The organism is Streptomyces sp. NPDC029674 (genome assembly GCF_044903205.1).
In the GTDB taxonomy this organism is placed as follows: Bacteria; Actinomycetota; Actinomycetes; order Streptomycetales; family Streptomycetaceae; genus Streptomyces.
Genome location: NZ_JBJDPY010000004.1, coordinates 263,454 through 280,696 on the forward strand (window position 1 = coordinate 263,454; position 17,243 = coordinate 280,696).

The window sequence follows — 17,243 nt, forward strand, 5'->3', positions numbered from 1 at the left end:
GTATCCCCGGCCCGCCCGGGGACCGTCCCTCTCAGCCGGGCAACCGTCGGCCCTGTCGGCCCGTCACTTCAGCTGCCGCACACCCCGGTACGCGAAGACACCGGAAGCCCGACCATCAGGCCGGCAGGTGCTTCTCGACGGCCACGACGAGCTCGGGGGCGTCGGGCTCGGTCTGGGGCGAGAAGCGGGCCACGACGTTGCCCGCCGGATCGATCAAGAACTTCTCGAAGTTCCAGCGGACATCACCCGTGTGCCCCTCCGCGTCGGCCGTGCCGACGAGCTTCCCGTACAGCGGATGCCGCGCCTCGCCGTTGACGTCGACCTTCTCCGTCATCGGGAACGTCACGCCGTACGTCGCCGAGCAGAACTCGGCGATCTCCTCGGACGAACCGGGCTCCTGCCCCATGAACTGGTTGCAGGGCACGCCCAGCACGCTGAAGCCCCGGCCGGCGTACTGCTCGTGGAGCCGCTCCAAACCCGCGTACTGCGGGGTCAGCCCGCACTTGGAGGCGACATTGACGACCAGGACGGCCTTGCCCTCGTACTGGCGCAGGTCGGCGGGGCCGCCCTGCAGGCTTGCGATCTCTACCGCGTCGTAAACAGACATGGTGGCGAGCCTACGCCTCGCGGTGCAGTCGGCCGTGGGCGACCAGTTCGACCGTGACGGCCACGGCGATCGCCTGGACCGCCATCAGGGCGATCAGCACGAAGAGCTGCACAGCTCCGGCGAGGGCGGGGGAGGCGCCGCCCAGGAGCATGCCGACGAACGCGCCGGGCAGGGTGACGAGGCCCACCGTGCGGGTCTGGTCGAGGCCGGGCAGCAGGGCGTCCGAGGCGGCCGGGCGGATGACTTCGAGGCGCGCGTCGTGGTCGGGCAGGCCCAGCGCGATGCCGGCCTCGTACTCGCCGAAGCGGGTGTGGAGTTCGTCGAGGGAACGGCGGCCCGCGAGGACCGTCGCGGTGAGCGCCCCGCCGATGAGGATGCCCGTCACGGGGATCATGGCGATGCCCCGTACGGGCAGCAGGCCCGCGAGGGTCAGTCCGGTCACCACCGGGACGACGGGGCCCGCGATGGGCAGCGCCGCCCACCACCAGGTGCCGTTCGGTGTGATGCGCCGCCCGGCGGTGCGCGCGGCCACGGCGAACATGAGGAGCAGGAAGGCGAACAGCGCGGCCACGTGGTGCACGACCCAGGCGATCACGAGGGAGACCACGGCCAGTTGGGCGGCCGCGCGCACGCCCGCGATCAGGATCTCCCGCGCCCTGCCGCGCGAGCCGTCGGGGGCGAGCCGGAAGACGGCCGCCGTCGTCGCGGCGGCCAGCAGCAGCACGAGCAGGGCGGCGGCGAGCGCCGCGTTGACCGGCAGGAGGGCCTGGGCCGCGAGATTGCGCACGGAGCCAGCCTAGATCGCGAGGTCGTTCTCCCCGTCGACCTGCTGTATCACAGCGCTTCACCTGTAACGATGTGGTGGGAAAGACGTGTGGAGAAAGAAGGGCTGGAAGTCATGGCGCAGCAGGTGCAGGGCGTGGTCGCGCGCGCGAAGGGCGAGCCGGTGCGGATCGAGACGATCATCGTCCCGGATCCGGGCCCCGGAGAAGCCGTGGTGAAGGTCCAGGCGTGCGGGGTCTGTCACACCGACCTGCACTACCGGGAGGGCGGCATCAACGACGACTTCCCGTTCCTCCTCGGGCACGAGGCGGCCGGCGTCGTCGAGTCGGTGGGCGAGGGGGTCACCGAGGTCGCGCCCGGCGACTTCGTGATCCTCAACTGGCGTGCGGTGTGCGGGCAGTGCCGCGCGTGCCTGCGCGGCCGCCCCCAGTACTGCTTCGACACGCACAACGCGAAGCAGAAGATGACCCTGGCCGACGGCACGGAGCTCTCCCCGGCGCTCGGCATCGGGGCCTTCGCCGAGAAGACCCTCGTCGCCGCCGGGCAGTGCACCAAGGTCGACCCGGCCGCCTCGCCCGCCGCGGCCGGACTCCTCGGCTGCGGTGTGATGGCGGGCATCGGCGCCGCGATCAACACCGGAAACGTCGGCCGGGGCGACTCGGTCGCGGTCATCGGCTGCGGCGGCGTCGGCAACGCCGCGGTCGTGGGGGCCCGCCTCGCGGGAGCCGCCCGGATCATCGCCGTCGACATCGACGACAAGAAGCTGGAGACGGCGAAGGGCCTCGGCGCCACGCACACGGTCAACTCGCGCTCCGCCGACCCCGTCGAGGCGATCCGCGAGCTGACCGGCGGCAACGGAGCCGACGTCGTCATCGAGGCGGTCGGCCGCCCGGAGACGTACGAGCAGGCCTTCTACGCCCGCGACCTGGCCGGCACGGTCGTCCTGGTCGGGGTCCCGACGCCGGAGATGAAGATCGAGCTGCCGCTGCTCGACGTCTTCGGGCGCGGCGGCGCGCTCAAGTCGAGCTGGTACGGGGACTGCCTGCCGTCCCGCGACTTCCCGATGCTCATCGACCTGTACCGGCAGGGGCGCCTGGACCTGGACGCGTTCGTCACGGAGACCATCGCGCTCGAGGACGTGGAGAAGGCCTTCGAGCGCATGCACCACGGCGACGTCCTCCGTTCGGTGGTGATGTTCTGATGGCGGCCGAAGCCTCGGACGGCGCGCGCGTCGACCACCTCGTCACCTCCGGGACCTTCTCGCTCGACGGCGGCACCTGGGAGGTCGACAACAACGTGTGGATCGTGGGCGACGACAGCGAGTGCGTCGTCATCGACGCCGCGCACGACGCGGACGCCATCGCGGACGCGGTGGGGGAGCGCCGCCTCGTCGCGATCGTCTGCACGCACGCCCACGACGATCACATCGACGCGGCCCCGGCGCTCGCGGCCCGCACGGGAGCGCCCATCCTGCTGCACCCCGCGGACACGGATCTGTGGAAGCTGACCCATCCCGACCGCGCCCCGGACGGCGAGCTCTCCGACGGGCAGGAACTGGCCGTCGCGGGCACGGCCCTGAAGGTGCTGCACACGCCCGGGCACTGCCACGGCGCCGTGAGTCTGTACGCGCCCGGCCTCGGCACGGTGTTCACCGGCGACACGCTGTTCGCCGGCGGCCCCGGCGCGACGGGCCGTTCCTTCAGTGACTTCCCGACGATCGTGGAGTCCATCAAGGAGCGGCTGTTGACGCTGCCGCCCGAGACGGTGGTGCGTACGGGCCACGGCGACAGCACCACGGTCGGCGCCGAGGCGCCGCACTTGGAGGAGTGGATCGCGCGGGGTCACTGACGCCCGCTCCTCTCCGTGGACCTCCTCGGATGTACGTCCTCATGGCCCCGCACGGTTCGCCGCGCGGGGCCATGAGGCGTACTGGCCCTGTCCCGCAATCTTCGATAAGTTAGGCAAGGCTTACCTAATGGAGGTTGAGGATGGCTGTCCGTCACAGCAGCACGACCGTGCCCACAGCGGCGGCACGCGCTCGTTCAGTGCTTGCCACCGCATGGTCCTGCGCGGTGACCACGGAGATCGGCAGGGACGAACTCGTGGGCGCGCACACCGTCACCGAGGACGGCAGGCTCCTGCTGTCACCGCCCGAGGACAGCGCGCTCGCCGCCGCCCTCATCTGCACGCCGCGCGGCGAACCGTCCACGCTGCTGGAGTTCGCCGACGTCGCGCCGGTGCCGCTCAGGGACCGGATCCGCGCGCGGCTCTGGCTCTCCGGGGCGCTCGCGTACGACGGTGAGCAGCTCGTCTTCGAGCCGACGTGCGCCGTGCTGCACGACTCCACCGGGGAACGCCAGGGGATCGAGCTCGACGAACTCGCCCTGACCGTGCCCGACCCGCTCGCCGAGGCGGAGTCACGGCTGCTCACCCACCTCGCCGACGCCCACCCGGACGCCGTCGAGCAGCTCACCCGCCTCATCAGCCCCGACAGTCTGCAGGGCGTGGTGCGGGTCCGCCCGCTCGCCATCGACCGGCACGGGATCTCCCTGCGCCTCGAACGCGCCCGCGGCCAGGCGGACGTCCGCCTCCCCTTCCACCAGCTCGTCGAGGACGTCACGCAGGTGACGGAGTGCATGCACGCACTCCTGATGAAGGCCCGCCTCTCAACCACGCGGCGTGGACGACCCGTCGGAGGCTGACCGCATCGACTTCAACGCCAGCACCAGTACGCCGATGTCGTCGAGCAGTATCGGGTCGGGCAACAGGTCGGTGGGCAGCACGAGATAGGCGATCGCGCCCCAGAAGACCCACTGCCGCTCGACGGGAAGCCCGGCTCTGCGCAGGGCGCGGCGGGTCCGGACGAGGCGTACGAGCAGCACGACCGCGACGGCGAGGGTCGCGGCGACCAGAACGGCGGCGCCGGCAAGGAGTACGGCAAGGTCCGTGCTCATACCCACGCACGTTAATCCAGTTGAGGTCCCGCGTCCCGCAGGGATGATGGCGTGGTGACAGAGTCGCCGAAGCCCACGCAGCCCTTCTCGCCCCCCGGGCCCGCCCAGCCCGTCGCGCCCGTGCAGGCGCTGATCGTCATCGACATGCAGTCCGCTTTCGTCACCGGCGACGACGCCGTGCCCGACGCGGAGCGGCTCCTGGACCGGGTGCACGGCCTGCTGGCCAGGGCCCGGGAGAACGGCGCGCTCGTCGTCCAGCTGCAGAACGACGGAGAGCCCGGCACCCCCGACGAGCCGGGCACCCCCGGCTGGGAGCTCCACCTGCCCCTCGACACCGGCCGGGGCGAGCTCCTCGTGCGCAAGACCGTCGACGACGGCTTCGCGGAGTCCCGGCTGGAGGAGCTGCTGCGCGACGCCGGTGTGCGGGAACTGGCCGTGTGCGGCGTGATGTCGGAGATGTGCGTCAGGGCGACGGCGTCCACCGCTCTGGAACTCGGCTTCCGCGTCGTCCTGCCGCACGACGCGCACGCGACGTACGACATCCCGGCCGCGGAGGGCATCAGCGACGTGGTGCCCGCGGCGACGGTGTCGCGCGTCGCGGAGTGGACCCTCGGCGACGAGATCGAGCTCGTCGCACGGGCGGCCGACGTGGACTTCACGAAGCCGTAGCGCCGCCGGACGGACCGAGCACCCCGGGCCACCGCCGCCCACCCGAAGCACTGTCACCCGGCATCCGCATCCGAAGCCGCCTCCTTCCGCCGCCACCTCCAGTTCCAGAGCTCGAGCGCCCGGTGATCCTCCTCGAAGCCCGGACCGAGAGGCCCCACGCGCTCGTACGCCTCCTCGGTCCGCGGGTCGTCGCGGCGGGCGAGACCCCAGGCGGCCTCCAGCCGCACGAACCGGTCGTCGTCGTCCAGCACGGACATCAGGGCCTCCGCGACGGCGGGCGCGTCGTCCCGGGAGGCGGCGAGGGTCACCGCCGCCCTACGGCGCGCGGCGGCGTCCGAGCTCTCGACCATGAGGAGCAGCGCCTGGGTGACCTCGGGGCGCAGGAGCTCGTCGTCCGCCCCCACCGCGCAGGCCCTGAGCCGCACTTCGGTGTCCGGGTCGCGGGTGAGGGCGAGCACCGCGTCCCGGGCGGCCGGCGAGCGCAGCCCGTCGTTCGACACGAGGGCGTAGGGCACCTCGCGGCGTACGCGGGGGTCGCAATGGCTCGCATGGCGGAGCCCGACGGCCTCCTGACCGGGGTGTTCGTACTCGGTCAGGGCGCCGAGCACTTTGGCGAGCACCGCACTGTCCGGCTCTTCGGCGGCCCAGGCGAGCAGAAGCCCGGTCTCCTTCTTCCCGTAGTACGGGTGGCCCGGGTCGACGAACGAACGCATCCGCAGGTAGTCCGCCACGAACCGCCGGTGGGCTGGATCGGGGTGGTGGCGGTGGGTGACCACGGCCGACCAGGTCTCGTTGCTGCGGCGCCCGACGAGAACCCAGCAGACCGCCGACCAGTCGGCATGCTCCTCGTCCGGGCGGCGCACGGCGCGGGCGACCAGTTCGTCGACGGGGGTCAGGATGCGGAAGGCCCATTCGAGCGCGCTCAGGATGCCGCCGTGCCCGGCCCGTACGACGAGCCCGCCGAGCGCGACCTGATCGACCCAGCCGTACTCGCCGTCGGTGACCCGCTCCGTGGTCGCGGGCCCCACCGCGCCGGTCCTCCGCCGCAGCTCCTCCTCCGGCCCGGTCTCGTACCAGCTCCTGGCCAGCGCGACGAGTTGGTCACGCATGACTTCCGGCAGCCGCAGCCGGGGCTCCGTGCCGAGCACGGCGGAGAAGACCGCGTACGAACCGCCGTCGACCGCACGCCACAGTGGTGTGGTCCCGTCCGGTAGCACCCGGTCGGGATCGGCTCCACCCTCCACCAGCGCTTCGGCGACCGCCGCGTCGTACGCAGCCACCGCGAGCCCCAGTGCCGGCAGCCCGCTCTCGTCCACCGCGTCGACCGCGTCCGGATCGGCCCCCTCGGCCAGCGACGCCCGCACCGCGTCGACGTCCCCCGCCCGCACCGCCGACATGAGCCGCGCCGCGAACCCGTCTCCGCTCACGCACCCACCCCTCCCTGATCTCCGATCGACACTGCAAGTGTGTACACGCCGTGGAGGCGGAGCGCAGGGGGTGAACACTGTGGGGGATCTCATGATCACTGAGGGGTGCCATCCCGGTGCGTACGGCGATTTACTCACCGCATGACCGACACGAATGGAATGCTGGCCGGTAAGGCCGTCATGATCACGGGGGCGTCGAGCGGGATCGGTGCGGCCGCCGCGCGCCTGTTCGCCGCCGAAGGGGCGGCGGTCCTGCTGATGGCCCGCCGTCAAGACGCGCTGAAGCAACTCGCCCAGGAGATCAACGACTCGGGCGGCCGCGCGGCGATCAGCGCGGGTGACGTCTCGGACCCCGAGGACGTCCAGCGCGCGGTCGACGCGACGCGTGAGCACTTCGGCGCCCTGGACGCGGCGTTCAACAACGCGGGGTACGCCGGCGAGATCCTGGCGCCCCTGCACGAACTCGACCAGGCCGTCTTCGACCGGACGATGGACGTCAACGTACGCGGCACCTGGAACTGTCTGCGCTCCCAGATCCCCGTGATGCTCGAAGCCGGAAAGGGAGCGATCGTCAACACGGCCAGCACCGCGGCCATGGTGGCCACCGGAGCCCCCGTGCCCTACGTCGCCGCGAAGCACGCGGTGCTCGGCATGACCAGGGCCGCCGCTGCCGAGTACGCCCCGCACGGCATCCGCGTCAACACCCTGGTCGTCGGCACCACACGCACGGACATGATCAGCCAGGCGGTGGAGGCCCACCCCGAGCTGGAACACGCCTTCGTGGCCCGCCAGATGCAGCAGCGCATGGCCGATCCGGCGGAGATCGCCCAGGCCGCCCTGTGGCTGTGCAGCGACCGCGCCTCGTTCGCCACGGGATCGGCACTGGCGGTGGACGGTGGCATGACGTCCAACTGACGGCGCCGGGCGGGGCGTCGGGCACGGCGTCAGGCGCTCATGCTTCGATACGCAGCCAGGTGTCCCCTGCGCGAAGCCACAGGTGACCGTCGCGTCCTTGCCCACAGCGCCCGACGACACGGCCGGGCACTCGGAGCCGTCGTCGGTCGGTCACCGCCCAGGTGGCGCCGTTGAGCTCGGCCCGTACGAGCTCGACGGACCGCATGTTGTGGTCCCGGCGCGTGAACACCGCCCGGCGCCCGCGGCAGGCGAACCCGTCCGGTGCGGGGACGGGGCTGGGCCAGCTGGTCACGTCGCCGCTGGACGGAGTGATCCGGGTCAGGAAGGTGCCGCCTCTGCTGCTGCCGGAGTACCAGACGAGCCACACGTGTTCGCTCTCGGTCGCCGCGGTACAGCCTTGCAGTGGGTGGTCGGGCAGCCGCCCGTCGGGAGCCCAGGACGCCTGGCCCCGGATGCTCCAGCCCGCGAGTCCGGCTCCCGACTCGGGATGGCCGCCGTAGATCCCTTCGTCGCCGTGAGCCGTCCAGATGCCGCCGCGGAGGTCGGTGACCAGGGCGGAGATGTCGTCGCCGACGCAGAACTCGGCCTCGGGTGCGCCTGCTGGGGAGAACACCACGGCGTTGGGTTTCCAGGGCCCTTCGGTCCCGTTCCGGGATGTGCGGAACGTACGGCCGCTCACCAGCAGGAATCGGGAATCCGGCAGCAGAGCCAGGTGGCCTGGGCGCATCCGGATGTCCCGCACCGGGACGCGCCGCTCATCCTGCCCCTCGACGGTGACCAGCTCACCGGCGAACGGGACTTCTGGCCCCCACCCGGCCCACCCCTTCACATGGCTCCACCAGAGGGCTCGCCCCCCCGGGCGGCACCGGCGGCGGGAAGCCGCCACACGTGGTGTACCGCGTCATCGGAACGAGCGGTCGTACGAGCCGATACCTGGCACGTCTCCTAAAGAGGCAGCGCGCACACCGCGATCGGTGACCTGAACGGTTTGCCCGTGAGGCGCAGCCCGCCGTTGCGGGCGTCGACCTCGAAGACGCTCACCGAACTCGACTTCTGGTTCGCGGCGAACAGCAGGCGCTGGGACGGGGAGAACGCGAGCTGGCGGGGGAAGTCGCCGCCGACGGGGACCGTGTCGAGGAGCCGGAGCCGGGCGCCGCCGCGCTCGATCGCGTACCGCGTGATGCTGTTGTGCCCCCGGTTGGCGAGGAAGGCGAAGCGGCCCTCGCGGGTCACCAGGATCTGCGCCGGATAGCTGGTGCCTTCGCCGGTGCCGGTCGACTGCGGCTTGCCCGGGGTGAGGCGGCCGGTGCCGGGGTCATACGCGCAGACGACGACCGTGTTGTCCAACTCGGCGGCGAGATAGGCGAAGCGGCCCGAGGGGTGGAAGGTGAGGTGGCGCGGGCCCGCACCCGGCCGGAGCACCGCGTGCGAGACGCGGCGGAGCGTACCCGCCTTCTCGTCGAGGCGGTACGTGTAGACGGTGTCGTTGCCGAGGTCGACGGCGAGGATGTGTCGGCCGTCCGGGGCGGTGCTGATCTGGTGGGCGTGCGGCCCCTCCTGTCCGGGTCCGGGCGGCGGCGAGGAGTGCGTGACGAGATCCGTCCGCTCGCCCAGCGCGCCCGACGTCCCGATGGGGTGGACGGCCACGCTGCCGGAGAGGTAGTTCGCGCTGAGCAGCCAGCGGCCGCCGGGGTGCACCGAGAGATGGCAGGGGGCGCCGCCGCCGGTGTCCCGCGTGCCGAGGACCTCGTGCTTGCCGGCGGGGGAGAGCGCGACGGCGGTCACGCCGCCCTTCTCCCGCTCGTTGACGGTGTAGAGCGTGCGGCCCGAAGGGTGCAGCGCCAGGTAGGAGGGGTCCGGGACGCCGGTGAGGGTCCCGGTGCCGGTGATCCGCCCCGTGACGTCGTCGTACGTCGCCAGACCGATGCCCGAACCGCCGCCGTCCTGCGAGGTGTACGTCCCCAGGAACAACTGCCGCTCGCGGCGCGGCCGGTGGGCCGCCGAGGAGGCCGCGTCCTGCCGTGCGGGTTCGGGGCGCTCCCGCTGCGCCCGGTCCGGCGAGGCGCAGGCCGACGTCGCGGACAGAGCCCCCGCGGTGGCCGTCCCCACGAGTCCGCCGATGAACCGCCGCCGCCCCGGCCCGCTTCCGGAACCCGTGGCCGACCCTGCTCCGCTGTTCATGCCTGCACCTCGTGCGTCGGTGGTGACGGATGTGGCAGCCACAGTGCCTCGTACGCGAGGGAACGGACAAGAGGACCGCGCGTCGGCGCGGCGCGACGCCGGCCCATGATCGCGAGGCAGAGAAGCCCGCATTGTCGACCGCCGAGAGTCATCGCTCCGATACGGTGTGCAAACGATTGTCGTCAAACGCTCACAGACGTACAGGAGTTGGCGAGTGGAACACAGCCGTCTGATCAGGGTTCGTACCGTCCTGGCCGCGTTCGGTGTGGCAGGCGCCATGGCGGCCGCACCCGCCGCGAGCGCCACGGCCTCCGCCGCGCCGGCGCCCCCGGTGGCCGCCGGCGCCGCGCACGAGCCGTGCACGGGGGAGTTCCGCGGTGACGCCCGCCTCGGCCCGGCCTGGCTCCCCAGGAAGTGGGATCGCCCGGTCGGCCCGCTCCTGAAGAACTGGAAGCGGACGGGCAAGCTGTCGCCGAAGGCCTTCCTGAAGAAGTACTGGGAGGGCCCGGCCGACACCGGCAGCTGGAAGTACCCACCCAACGACGGCTTCGAAACCGTCAACGGCCGCGTCGACAAGCACGCCGAACTCCTGGAGGAGGGCGAGGAGCTGGACCGCTTCGGCTCGGAGTTCGGCGGGTACCTCGCACCAGCCGGCGATCCCTACGCCAAGCGCGCCCTGCCCCCGCAGAACCTCAACACCCGCGACGCCGCGGTCGCCTGCGACTACCGCGTCTACGAGGTGAACAAGCCCTTCTACGTCTGGCAGGGCAGCATCGCCCCCTGGTTCGAGCAGCCCGGCCGCGGCCAGCAGATCAAGCTGGACCCGGTCTTCCTGAACCCGGGCGAGGGCCAGCGCCTCAACGTGAAGTGGCTCCTGGACCACGGCTACCTCGAGCCCGCGAACGACTGACAGCCCGCGAACGACTGACGTCCCGTGAACGCCTGACGACCTGCGACCGATTGGTGCCCCCGTGGACGTCCGAGAAGCTGCGGCGGCCCTGCGCGCCGCCCACGTGGCCGACGGCTACTACTGGATCGAGGGCGTCCACGAACCCGCCCCCACGCCCCCCGACTTCGTCTACTTGCGCAGAGCCGAAGACGGGGCGTGGGAGGTCGGAACGTACGAACGGGGCACGCACCGCCCCCTCGCCCGGCACACGGATGAGGGGGCGGCGTGCGTCCACCTGCTACACCAGCTGATCTGAGTATTCACAGACATCCACGCCATCCGCGCCATCCACGCCGTGGGCGTCCCACGCCGGGAACGGATCGTACGGCGGGACCTCCTCGCCCTCGGCAAGCAGGCACCGCTCCAGAGCCGCGTGCAGTGCCGACGCACACAGATCAACGCCGATGAAGACGAGCTCCTGCCCCTGCTCCTGCCCCTGCCCCTGCCCCTGCCCCTGCTCCTGCGAGTCGTCCGCGGCTCGCGCCGCCGACGGCTCGAAGCGGGCGACGGAGCCCGCCTGCGACCACATGCCGATGACCCGGGGCCGGCTCGCCAGCCAGAAGAACCCCTTGGAGCGCAGGATCCGCCCGAAGGTACCGCTGTCCATCTCCTCCGTGACGAAGGACCACAGGCGGCCCGGGTGGAAGGGCCGCTGGGCACGGAACACCGTGCTGGAGATCCCGTACTCCTCGGTCTCCGGCACATGGTCGCCGTTCAGCTCCCGCACCCACCCCGGCGCCTGCTGGGCCCGTTCGAGGTCGAACAGGCCGGTGTCCAGGACCTGGCCGAGCTCCACCCGCCCCCGAGTCGCGGGTACGATGCGGGCGAGCGGGTTGAGGCGCGCGAGGGTGGCGGCGAGCCGGTCGGCGGCCGCCGCGTCGACGAGGTCGAGCTTGTTGAGGACGATGACGTCGGCGAACTCGACCTGGTCCATGAGGAGGTCGCTGACGGTGCGCTCGTCGTTCTCGTACTGATCCAGGCCGCGCTCCACCAGGCCGTCCCCGTCCGACAGCTCGGCCAGGAAGTTCGCGGCGTCGACCACCGTCACCATCGTGTCGAGCCGGGCGAGATCGCCGAGCGTCGCGCCGTCGTCGCGCGGGAACGCGAACGTCGCGGCGACCGGCATCGGCTCGGAGATGCCGCTGGACTCGATGAGGAGATGGTCGAAGCGGCCCTCGGCGGCCAGCCGGCCGACCTCGTCCAGCAGATCGTCGCGGAGCGTGCAGCAGATGCAGCCGTTGGTCAGCTCGACCAGGCGCTCCTCCGTGCGCGACAGCGCGGCCTCGCCGCCGCGCACCAGGGCGGCGTCGATGTTGATCTCGCTCATGTCGTTCACGATCACCGCGACGCGCAGGCCCGCGCGATTCGCCAGGACGTGGTTGAGCAGGGTCGTCTTGCCCGCGCCGAGGAAACCGGACAGGACGGTCACGGGCAGCCGGCCGCCCGCCGCGGGTCGTGCGTGCGCCATGTACGTCAGCTCTCCGGGCGCAGCAGGCCGCGCTCGTACGCCTTGACCAGGCGCTGCGGCACCATGTGCGGCACGCCGTCGACGGTGACGGGCACGAGCTGCGGGGTGCTGGCCTTCCACTGGGCGCGGCGGTGCCGGGTGTTGCTGCGCGACATCTTCCGCTTGGGTACGGCCATGAGGTCCTCCTGGGGTTGGGGGGCTGGGGGCGGGTGCGGCTGAGTGAGGCGGCGGCGGTCCACGTACCACCGTCTGTCCGCACGGCGACGCTATATGAAAATGAATCTCATTAACAACCCGCGCCGGGCTGAGGCAGGCTGTAACGCTCAGACCCTGACGCTAAACCTGAGGTTGAGAGTCCCCGCCCCTCTCCCTCTCCCTCTCGCTTCCCGGCTGAAACTCTGGCTGGTGCGGGTGCGCCACCAGGCCCTACCCTTGCTCGCCCCGCGCGGCGATCAGCGGCCCCAGCAGCAGGGTGCCCGGCCCCACCTGCCCGCCAGGACCGGGGAGTTGAGTCGTGTCCGCCACCGTGAGCGGCCCCTGGCAGACGTCGCAGGCCACGACCGGTGTGGCGACGTGCCCGCAGGCGTCGTGGCGGATCCGGGCGGGCGGGCCCGCGGGAGCCGCGTACCACTTGTCGCCCCAGGCCATCAGTGCCAGGAGGACGGGGTAGAGCTCCTGGCCCTTCTCCGTGGCCACGTACTCCTCGCGCGGCGGGCTGGCCTGGTACTGCTCGCGGGTCAGTACGCCCTCCTCGACCAGCCGGGCCAGGCGCGCGGAGAGGACCTTGCGGGACAGGCCGAGATCCTGCGCCAGCTCGTCGAAGCGGCGGATGCCGAGGAGGACGTCGCGCATGATCAGAACCGTCCAGGCGTCGCCGAGCAGGTCGCTCGCGCGGGCGATCGAGCACGCGACGCCGGAGAGGGGGGTGCGGGTCATGTTCCCAGCGTATGGCGGCTGGGTTCCCCCAGGGAACTCGACGATGCTAGGTTCCCTCAGCGAACCCAAAGCGCCGCCAACTCGGAATACCGATGGAGCCCGCCATGACCACCGCCCCGCGCATCACGCTCGACACGGCCGGCTCCAAGGCCGTCGACGGCCGCTACATCAGGGCCCTGACCTTCCACTCCGTACGCCTTGAGTACGTGCGGCAGGTGCTCTCGGAGCTGGGCATCGCGGCGGTCGGCGGCCGGGCCCTCGTCGTCGGCAGCGGGCGCGGCCTGCCCGCCCGAGGCCTCGCCCGGCTCGGATTCGAGGTCACCGCTGTCGACCCGTCTCCCGCAGCCACCGCCCTCGCCCGGGAAGCGGACGACGGTCACCGGATCACGTACCGGACGGCACCCGCCGAGGAACTCGGCGTGCCCGACGGCTCCTTCGACCTCGTGTACTGCGCCGACACCCTGGAAATCACCGAAAGGCCGGACGCGGTCCTCGCGGAAGCGGCACGCGTGCTCAGCCCCGGCGGCGCCTTCGTCTACGACACGGTGAACCGCACCCTCGTCTCCCGCCTCCTCTACCTCGGCGCATTCCAGGCCTTCCCGGGCACCCGGATCATGCCCCGCGGCCGCTACGCCGCACACCGGCTGCGCCGCCCGGCGGAACTCGCCGAGGCCTTGGACCGGGTGGGGCTCTCCCCGAAGGACACCTCGGCGTTCAAGCCGCGCGACGTCCGCCGCCTGGTGCGGGCGACGCGCGGACGCAGACGCGGCACGCTGACCGACGAACAGCTGCCGAAGCTGGTCGACATGGTGCTGGAGCCGCAGGGCAGCCCGCTGGTGACGTATCTGGGATACGCGGTGCGGCGGGCGTAAACGACGCTCGGTGACTGTAGGCGCGGCGCGTCGACCACGGCCCTGTTGGCGGGCAGGAACACCGCGTCGAAGGGGCTGAACCGGCTCGCGATGCGCCACCAGTAGCCGTGGAACATCGTGTCGCCGCCGTGGAGGACCTGCTCGTCGACCTGCTGCCCGCCGGCCTCCACCACCCAGTGCAATTGCGGGTCACCCGGCCCGCCGACGACCGGGACCGTGATGACGCGGAACACTCGCGGCCGACCCGGCTTGATGCCCTGCGGCAGCAGAGTGCCCGGTTGAGCGAGTAACTCTGTCGGGAGTCTTGATGGTTGGGCTCAGGCGTCGAAAGGCCGCCAGGACTTCGGCCGAGGTTTTCGCACCGGTTCTGGAAGGGCCCGACGGGCGTGGTCAAAGTGGTGGTACGCGTGTGAAGTTGACCGAGTGGACAACGGCATGGCCGTCGCGCTGATCGGTGCGATCGGCGTGGGTGGCACCATAGTCGGAACCTTCACCGGTACGGTGCTCGGCGCCCGCATCCAAGCCCGCGGCGGACACGACCAAGCCCAATCCGCACGCGACGCAGCGGAAGGCCCCGAGGCATGGCGGCGAGCGTCGGTGGCCCAGGCCGCAGGCATACGGCACCCCGATGCGCGTATCTCCTACCGTCAAGTGGGCCCCGGCGACCTGTGGGGTTCCTGCCGAGTGGCGCGGTCGATGGAGTGATGAGCTGTCCGGTGATGGCCAGCACCTGTGATGTGGCGATGGTGGAGCAGGTGATCCGCGAGGCATGTCGCGTCCTGCGTCCTGGCGGGACCTTCGTCGTGCTGGAGGGGCACCCCGAGGGCGCGGGCATCACCTACACGATGAAGCGGCCCGCTCCCGGGCCGCTTCCCGTCCAGCCCGGGGAGCCGTGACCGGTGAGGCTGAGGGCAGCCGTCGGAGAAGACCTCCACGTCGTACTTCTGGATGTTTAGACCTATCTACGGCTGTTCAAAGCGGCCGGCTTCCGTGAGGCCGAGTGCCTGGCTTCCCTTCTCCAGGACGATGAACGGCTCGCTTCTCCGCACGAGTTGGTCCACAACACCTGGACGGCCGAGCGCCTCCACCCGCCGTACCTCATCATCAGTGGTCGCAGATGAGCGTCGTCGGGAAGCCGCAACCGCCGCCCGCCTGCCCGCCGTCGCTGACTGGGGGAGTGGAGGAAGAGTTCGCACTGACGGACGTCGACAGCGGCGCACCCCTGGCGTGCGCGTCCGCCGTCCTCGCCCGCACCGCCGACAGCCGCCCGCCCGAGGCCGGCGCCTTCCACTCCGAACTGCTGGCAACCATGGTGGAGTCCACCACCGGAATCTGCTCCACCCTGGCCTAGAGGAGGGGGCACGGCTGGGTTGTGGGCCCCACCACAGCGGCCCGCCCCGGCCGGTGGGGGGATGATGGTGCGCACTACCGCCGGATGGAAGCCCTGTACGGGGAGATGGCCACCGACACCGAGACGTGTGGCTGCCACGTTCACGTCGGCAGCCTGGACCGAGAGACCGCAATCGTCGTGATCAACCACCTGCGCCCCTGGCTCCCCACTCTCCTGGCCCTGTCCACTGCGTCAGCCCCCAGCGGGGCCAGTACCAGTTACGCGAGCCCGCGCACCATCGCACTGTCCCGCTGGCCGACCGTGCAGATCCCCCCGCACTTCACCTGCGCAGCCCACTACGACGAAACTCTGGCGGCCCTCCAGCGCGGAGGTGTCCTGCCGCGGGGCGCGAACGCCTGCTGGCTCGCCCGGCCATCGCTGCATCTGACCGACGCCCTGCCCCAGCGATCAGTGACCATCAGGCCGCCGCCGCTTCATGGACAGCAGCACGCCACTGCCTGCGTGGACCGGCCCTCCACCCCACCGACGGACATCAGATCCCCGCAACAGCCTTGGCCGATGAGCTTTTCACCCTCCTGCACCCTGCCCTGCGCGCTACCGGAGACCGCGATTCCCGCGAAGACTTCGCCCTGGTCCGACGACGGCCTCAGTGGCATCAGCGGCCCCGCCGGGACGGCACCTCACATACCGCGAGTGGTTTGCCAAGAGGCGGGGCGCTCGTAGCGCCGGGGTCAGCGCGGTGCCCGGGTGCCGGTCCCCACCACCCGCCTGACCGCTGCTGGAAGACGGCCGCCTCGTCGTGTGAAACTACGCCGACGGCACTGATCCAGCTCGCACCGGTCCCCGAACTGTCAGATGCATGGCCCGGCTCCTCCGTACCGCCTGGCTCAACTCTTGTGACGGAGCCACTGCAGTCCCCGGTCTTTCGACATCATCCCGCGCCAGACATCCGCAAGGCCTGGCCGGTGCACGCGAACGGGAAGAGGAGACACGACGCATGAGCGCTCATCCTGGCGGCACGGAGGCCACGACGTCCGCGAGCGGCCCGCGCCCGCCCATGACACGGTTCGACGACATCTACGACCTTCCCGACCCCCGGGCCTTCTTCCGCGCGCTGGGCGCGTGGCAGTACCAGACCCCTCATCACGCCCAGCCGTTCTTCCGGCGTTTGGTGGACGTCCTCGCCGCGGACGGGGCACGTGGCGACCGAGCCGTCACCGTGCTCGACATTTGCTGCTCGTACGGAATCAACGCAGCCCTCCTCAACCACGACCTCACCCTGCAGGATCTGTACGCGCACTACACGGATCCGGCGGTGGCCCGGCTGACTACCGCCGAAGTGATTACACGCGACCGTGCCTACTACGCGGCCCGCCGCCGCCCCGGGGCGGCCCGCGTGATCGGGCTCGACGTGGCCCACCACGCCGTCGATTACGCCTGCGCAGTCGGACTCCTGGACGCGGGCTTCTGTGAGAACCTGGAGACCACACCGCCCTCCGCAGCCCTGCTGAGCGCCACCAGCGCCACCCGCCTGATCACCGTCACCGGCGGGGTCAGCTTTCTCTCGCCCCGCAGCTTCCGACCCTTTCTGAGCGACGTCGGCAAACCGCCGTGGGTCGCCGCCTTTGTGCTGCGTACCGGCTCCTACCAGACCATCTCCCACGACCTGGAGTCCTCCGGCCTGGTCACCGAAAAAGACGTCGCACGGACCTACCCGCAGCGCCGGTTCACCAGCCCCCAAGAACAGCAATCCGCCATCGACGCGGTGACGGCAGCCCATGAGGACCCCGAAGGCAAGGAGACCGACGGATACTTCCACACCGCACTGCACCTGTCCCGGCCGGCCGAGGACATCGCAGCCATCCCGCTGGCCGCCCTGACAAGGGACGCAACTGATCCGGCGGCCGGGCCGCGAGAGCCCGTACAGGGATAACCGTCCGCCAGTGCTCCCGCGCAGCAAGGGCGGCCAGGAGCATCAGGTGATGAACCATGGGACCGGGCCAAATGTCTCCCGTGCCACCGGCAGTACGGGCAGGGGAGCACGGCAACTCCCGGTCGGCGGATGGTGGTGGTCATCGCAACCAGCGTGGTGTGCGGCGAGGTAACCGAGAGGGAAGCCCTGGCGGTCCGG

The 17,243-nt window shown here is 71.3% G+C and carries 23 protein-coding genes; 14 read left to right on the top strand and 9 right to left on the bottom strand.

Annotated features, from left to right (window positions below; genetic code table 11):
• Nucleotides 1-115 precede the first annotated feature (115 nt).
• Together ACI2L3_RS11675 and ACI2L3_RS11680 are read right to left on the bottom strand one after the other, a co-directional pair.
• Entirely contained in the window at nucleotides 116-607 is a 492-nt protein-coding gene (locus ACI2L3_RS11675) for a glutathione peroxidase (protein ID WP_404752160.1), read from the bottom strand.
• 10 nt (nucleotides 608-617) lie between these two features.
• Complete coding sequence (locus ACI2L3_RS11680; protein WP_404752161.1) at nucleotides 618-1,394, bottom strand: ABC transporter permease; 777 nt, start codon at nucleotides 1,392-1,394, stop codon at nucleotides 618-620.
• Between the two features lie 111 nt (nucleotides 1,395-1,505).
• Between ACI2L3_RS11680 and ACI2L3_RS11685 the strand changes: the two genes are divergently transcribed.
• The 3 genes from ACI2L3_RS11685 (at nucleotide 1,506) to ACI2L3_RS11695 (ending at nucleotide 4,092) form a co-directional block, all read left to right on the top strand.
• Nucleotides 1,506-2,591 (top strand): S-(hydroxymethyl)mycothiol dehydrogenase, encoded by a 1,086-nt coding sequence (locus ACI2L3_RS11685; protein WP_404752162.1) that lies wholly within the window; start codon nucleotides 1,506-1,508, stop codon nucleotides 2,589-2,591.
• Nucleotides 2,591-3,238, top strand: a complete 648-nt coding sequence (locus ACI2L3_RS11690; protein ID WP_404752163.1) for an MBL fold metallo-hydrolase — start codon at nucleotides 2,591-2,593, stop codon at nucleotides 3,236-3,238. The genes ACI2L3_RS11685 and ACI2L3_RS11690 overlap by 1 nt, the downstream gene beginning before the upstream one ends.
• A 140-nt stretch (nucleotides 3,239-3,378) precedes the next feature.
• On the top strand, nucleotides 3,379-4,092 hold the full coding sequence (locus ACI2L3_RS11695) for a DUF2470 domain-containing protein (RefSeq protein WP_404752164.1): 714 nt from the start codon (nucleotides 3,379-3,381) through the stop codon (nucleotides 4,090-4,092).
• Here the strand turns inward: ACI2L3_RS11695 and ACI2L3_RS11700 are convergent.
• Nucleotides 4,057-4,344: a hypothetical protein gene (locus ACI2L3_RS11700; RefSeq protein ID WP_404752165.1), complete on the bottom strand. Its 288-nt coding sequence runs from the start codon at nucleotides 4,342-4,344 to the stop codon at nucleotides 4,057-4,059. The two genes, ACI2L3_RS11695 and ACI2L3_RS11700, sit on opposite strands and share 36 nt — an antisense overlap.
• Before the next feature lie 144 nt (nucleotides 4,345-4,488).
• Here ACI2L3_RS11700 and ACI2L3_RS11705 point away from each other — a divergent pair, with 144 nt between their 5' ends.
• Complete coding sequence (locus tag ACI2L3_RS11705; protein ID WP_404752503.1) at nucleotides 4,489-5,013, top strand: isochorismatase family protein; 525 nt, start codon at nucleotides 4,489-4,491, stop codon at nucleotides 5,011-5,013.
• Nucleotides 5,014-5,066: 53 nt separating this feature from the next.
• Here the strand turns inward: ACI2L3_RS11705 and ACI2L3_RS11710 are convergent, their stop codons facing one another.
• Nucleotides 5,067-6,440, bottom strand: coding sequence for a HEAT repeat domain-containing protein (locus ACI2L3_RS11710; RefSeq protein WP_404752166.1), 1,374 nt, complete (start codon nucleotides 6,438-6,440; stop codon nucleotides 5,067-5,069).
• A 141-nt stretch (nucleotides 6,441-6,581) separates the two neighbouring features.
• Here ACI2L3_RS11710 and ACI2L3_RS11715 point away from each other — a divergent pair, with 141 nt between their 5' ends.
• Entirely contained in the window at nucleotides 6,582-7,355 is a 774-nt protein-coding gene (locus ACI2L3_RS11715) for an SDR family NAD(P)-dependent oxidoreductase (protein WP_404752167.1), read from the top strand.
• 37 nt (nucleotides 7,356-7,392) lie between these two features.
• Here the strand turns inward: ACI2L3_RS11715 and ACI2L3_RS11720 are convergent, their stop codons facing one another.
• Together ACI2L3_RS11720 and ACI2L3_RS11725 are read right to left on the bottom strand one after the other, a co-directional pair.
• Entirely contained in the window at nucleotides 7,393-8,184 is a 792-nt protein-coding gene (locus ACI2L3_RS11720) for a hypothetical protein (RefSeq protein WP_404752168.1), read from the bottom strand.
• 116 nt (nucleotides 8,185-8,300) lie between these two features.
• Nucleotides 8,301-9,536 carry a lactonase family protein gene (locus ACI2L3_RS11725; RefSeq protein WP_404752169.1) on the bottom strand — a complete coding sequence of 412 codons (1,236 nt, stop codon included), beginning with the start codon at nucleotides 9,534-9,536 and terminating at the stop codon, nucleotides 8,301-8,303.
• A 277-nt stretch (nucleotides 9,537-9,813) separates the two neighbouring features.
• On the opposite strand from ACI2L3_RS11725, the gene ACI2L3_RS11730 reads away from it, so the two are divergent.
• The gene (locus tag ACI2L3_RS11730; RefSeq protein WP_404752504.1) at nucleotides 9,814-10,446 is read left to right on the top strand and encodes a TNT domain-containing protein; all 633 of its coding nucleotides are present in this window, start codon (nucleotides 9,814-9,816) and stop codon (nucleotides 10,444-10,446) included.
• 61 nt (nucleotides 10,447-10,507) lie between these two features.
• Nucleotides 10,508-10,741 (top strand): hypothetical protein, encoded by a 234-nt coding sequence (locus ACI2L3_RS11735; RefSeq protein WP_404752170.1) that lies wholly within the window; start codon nucleotides 10,508-10,510, stop codon nucleotides 10,739-10,741.
• Here ACI2L3_RS11735 and ACI2L3_RS11740 read toward each other — a convergent pair.
• The 3 genes from ACI2L3_RS11740 to ACI2L3_RS11750 all read right to left on the bottom strand — a co-directional run bounded on the left by ACI2L3_RS11740 (nucleotide 10,724) and on the right by ACI2L3_RS11750 (nucleotide 12,889).
• On the bottom strand, nucleotides 10,724-11,953 hold the full coding sequence (locus ACI2L3_RS11740) for a GTP-binding protein (protein WP_404752171.1): 1,230 nt from the start codon (nucleotides 11,951-11,953) through the stop codon (nucleotides 10,724-10,726). The two genes, ACI2L3_RS11735 and ACI2L3_RS11740, sit on opposite strands and share 18 nt — an antisense overlap.
• Nucleotides 11,954-11,958: 5 nt before the next feature.
• Nucleotides 11,959-12,129 (bottom strand): 50S ribosomal protein L32, encoded by a 171-nt coding sequence (rpmF, locus tag ACI2L3_RS11745; protein ID WP_404752172.1) that lies wholly within the window; start codon nucleotides 12,127-12,129, stop codon nucleotides 11,959-11,961.
• 250 nt (nucleotides 12,130-12,379) lie between these two features.
• Nucleotides 12,380-12,889 (bottom strand): winged helix-turn-helix transcriptional regulator, encoded by a 510-nt coding sequence (locus ACI2L3_RS11750; protein WP_404752173.1) that lies wholly within the window; start codon nucleotides 12,887-12,889, stop codon nucleotides 12,380-12,382.
• A 104-nt stretch (nucleotides 12,890-12,993) separates the two neighbouring features.
• Between ACI2L3_RS11750 and ACI2L3_RS11755 the strand changes: the two genes are divergently transcribed.
• The 7 genes from ACI2L3_RS11755 to ACI2L3_RS11785 all read left to right on the top strand — a co-directional run bounded on the left by ACI2L3_RS11755 (nucleotide 12,994) and on the right by ACI2L3_RS11785 (nucleotide 17,045).
• The gene (locus tag ACI2L3_RS11755; protein ID WP_404752174.1) at nucleotides 12,994-13,761 is read left to right on the top strand and encodes a class I SAM-dependent methyltransferase; all 768 of its coding nucleotides are present in this window, start codon (nucleotides 12,994-12,996) and stop codon (nucleotides 13,759-13,761) included.
• A 107-nt stretch (nucleotides 13,762-13,868) separates the two neighbouring features.
• The gene (locus ACI2L3_RS11760) at nucleotides 13,869-14,051 is read left to right on the top strand and encodes a hypothetical protein (RefSeq protein ID WP_404752175.1); all 183 of its coding nucleotides are present in this window, start codon (nucleotides 13,869-13,871) and stop codon (nucleotides 14,049-14,051) included.
• 133 nt (nucleotides 14,052-14,184) lie between these two features.
• Nucleotides 14,185-14,466, top strand: a complete 282-nt coding sequence (locus tag ACI2L3_RS11765; RefSeq protein WP_404752176.1) for a hypothetical protein — start codon at nucleotides 14,185-14,187, stop codon at nucleotides 14,464-14,466.
• Between the two features lie 14 nt (nucleotides 14,467-14,480).
• The gene (locus ACI2L3_RS11770; protein ID WP_404752177.1) at nucleotides 14,481-14,657 is read left to right on the top strand and encodes a hypothetical protein; all 177 of its coding nucleotides are present in this window, start codon (nucleotides 14,481-14,483) and stop codon (nucleotides 14,655-14,657) included.
• A gap of 281 nt (nucleotides 14,658-14,938) precedes the next feature.
• Nucleotides 14,939-15,112 carry a hypothetical protein gene (locus ACI2L3_RS11775; RefSeq protein ID WP_404752178.1) on the top strand — a complete coding sequence of 58 codons (174 nt, stop codon included), beginning with the start codon at nucleotides 14,939-14,941 and terminating at the stop codon, nucleotides 15,110-15,112.
• Between the two features lie 105 nt (nucleotides 15,113-15,217).
• Nucleotides 15,218-15,835 (top strand): glutamate-cysteine ligase family protein, encoded by a 618-nt coding sequence (locus ACI2L3_RS11780; protein WP_404752179.1) that lies wholly within the window; start codon nucleotides 15,218-15,220, stop codon nucleotides 15,833-15,835.
• Between the two features lie 274 nt (nucleotides 15,836-16,109).
• The gene (locus ACI2L3_RS11785; RefSeq protein WP_404752180.1) at nucleotides 16,110-17,045 is read left to right on the top strand and encodes a hypothetical protein; all 936 of its coding nucleotides are present in this window, start codon (nucleotides 16,110-16,112) and stop codon (nucleotides 17,043-17,045) included.
• Nucleotides 17,046-17,243 lie beyond the last annotated feature (198 nt).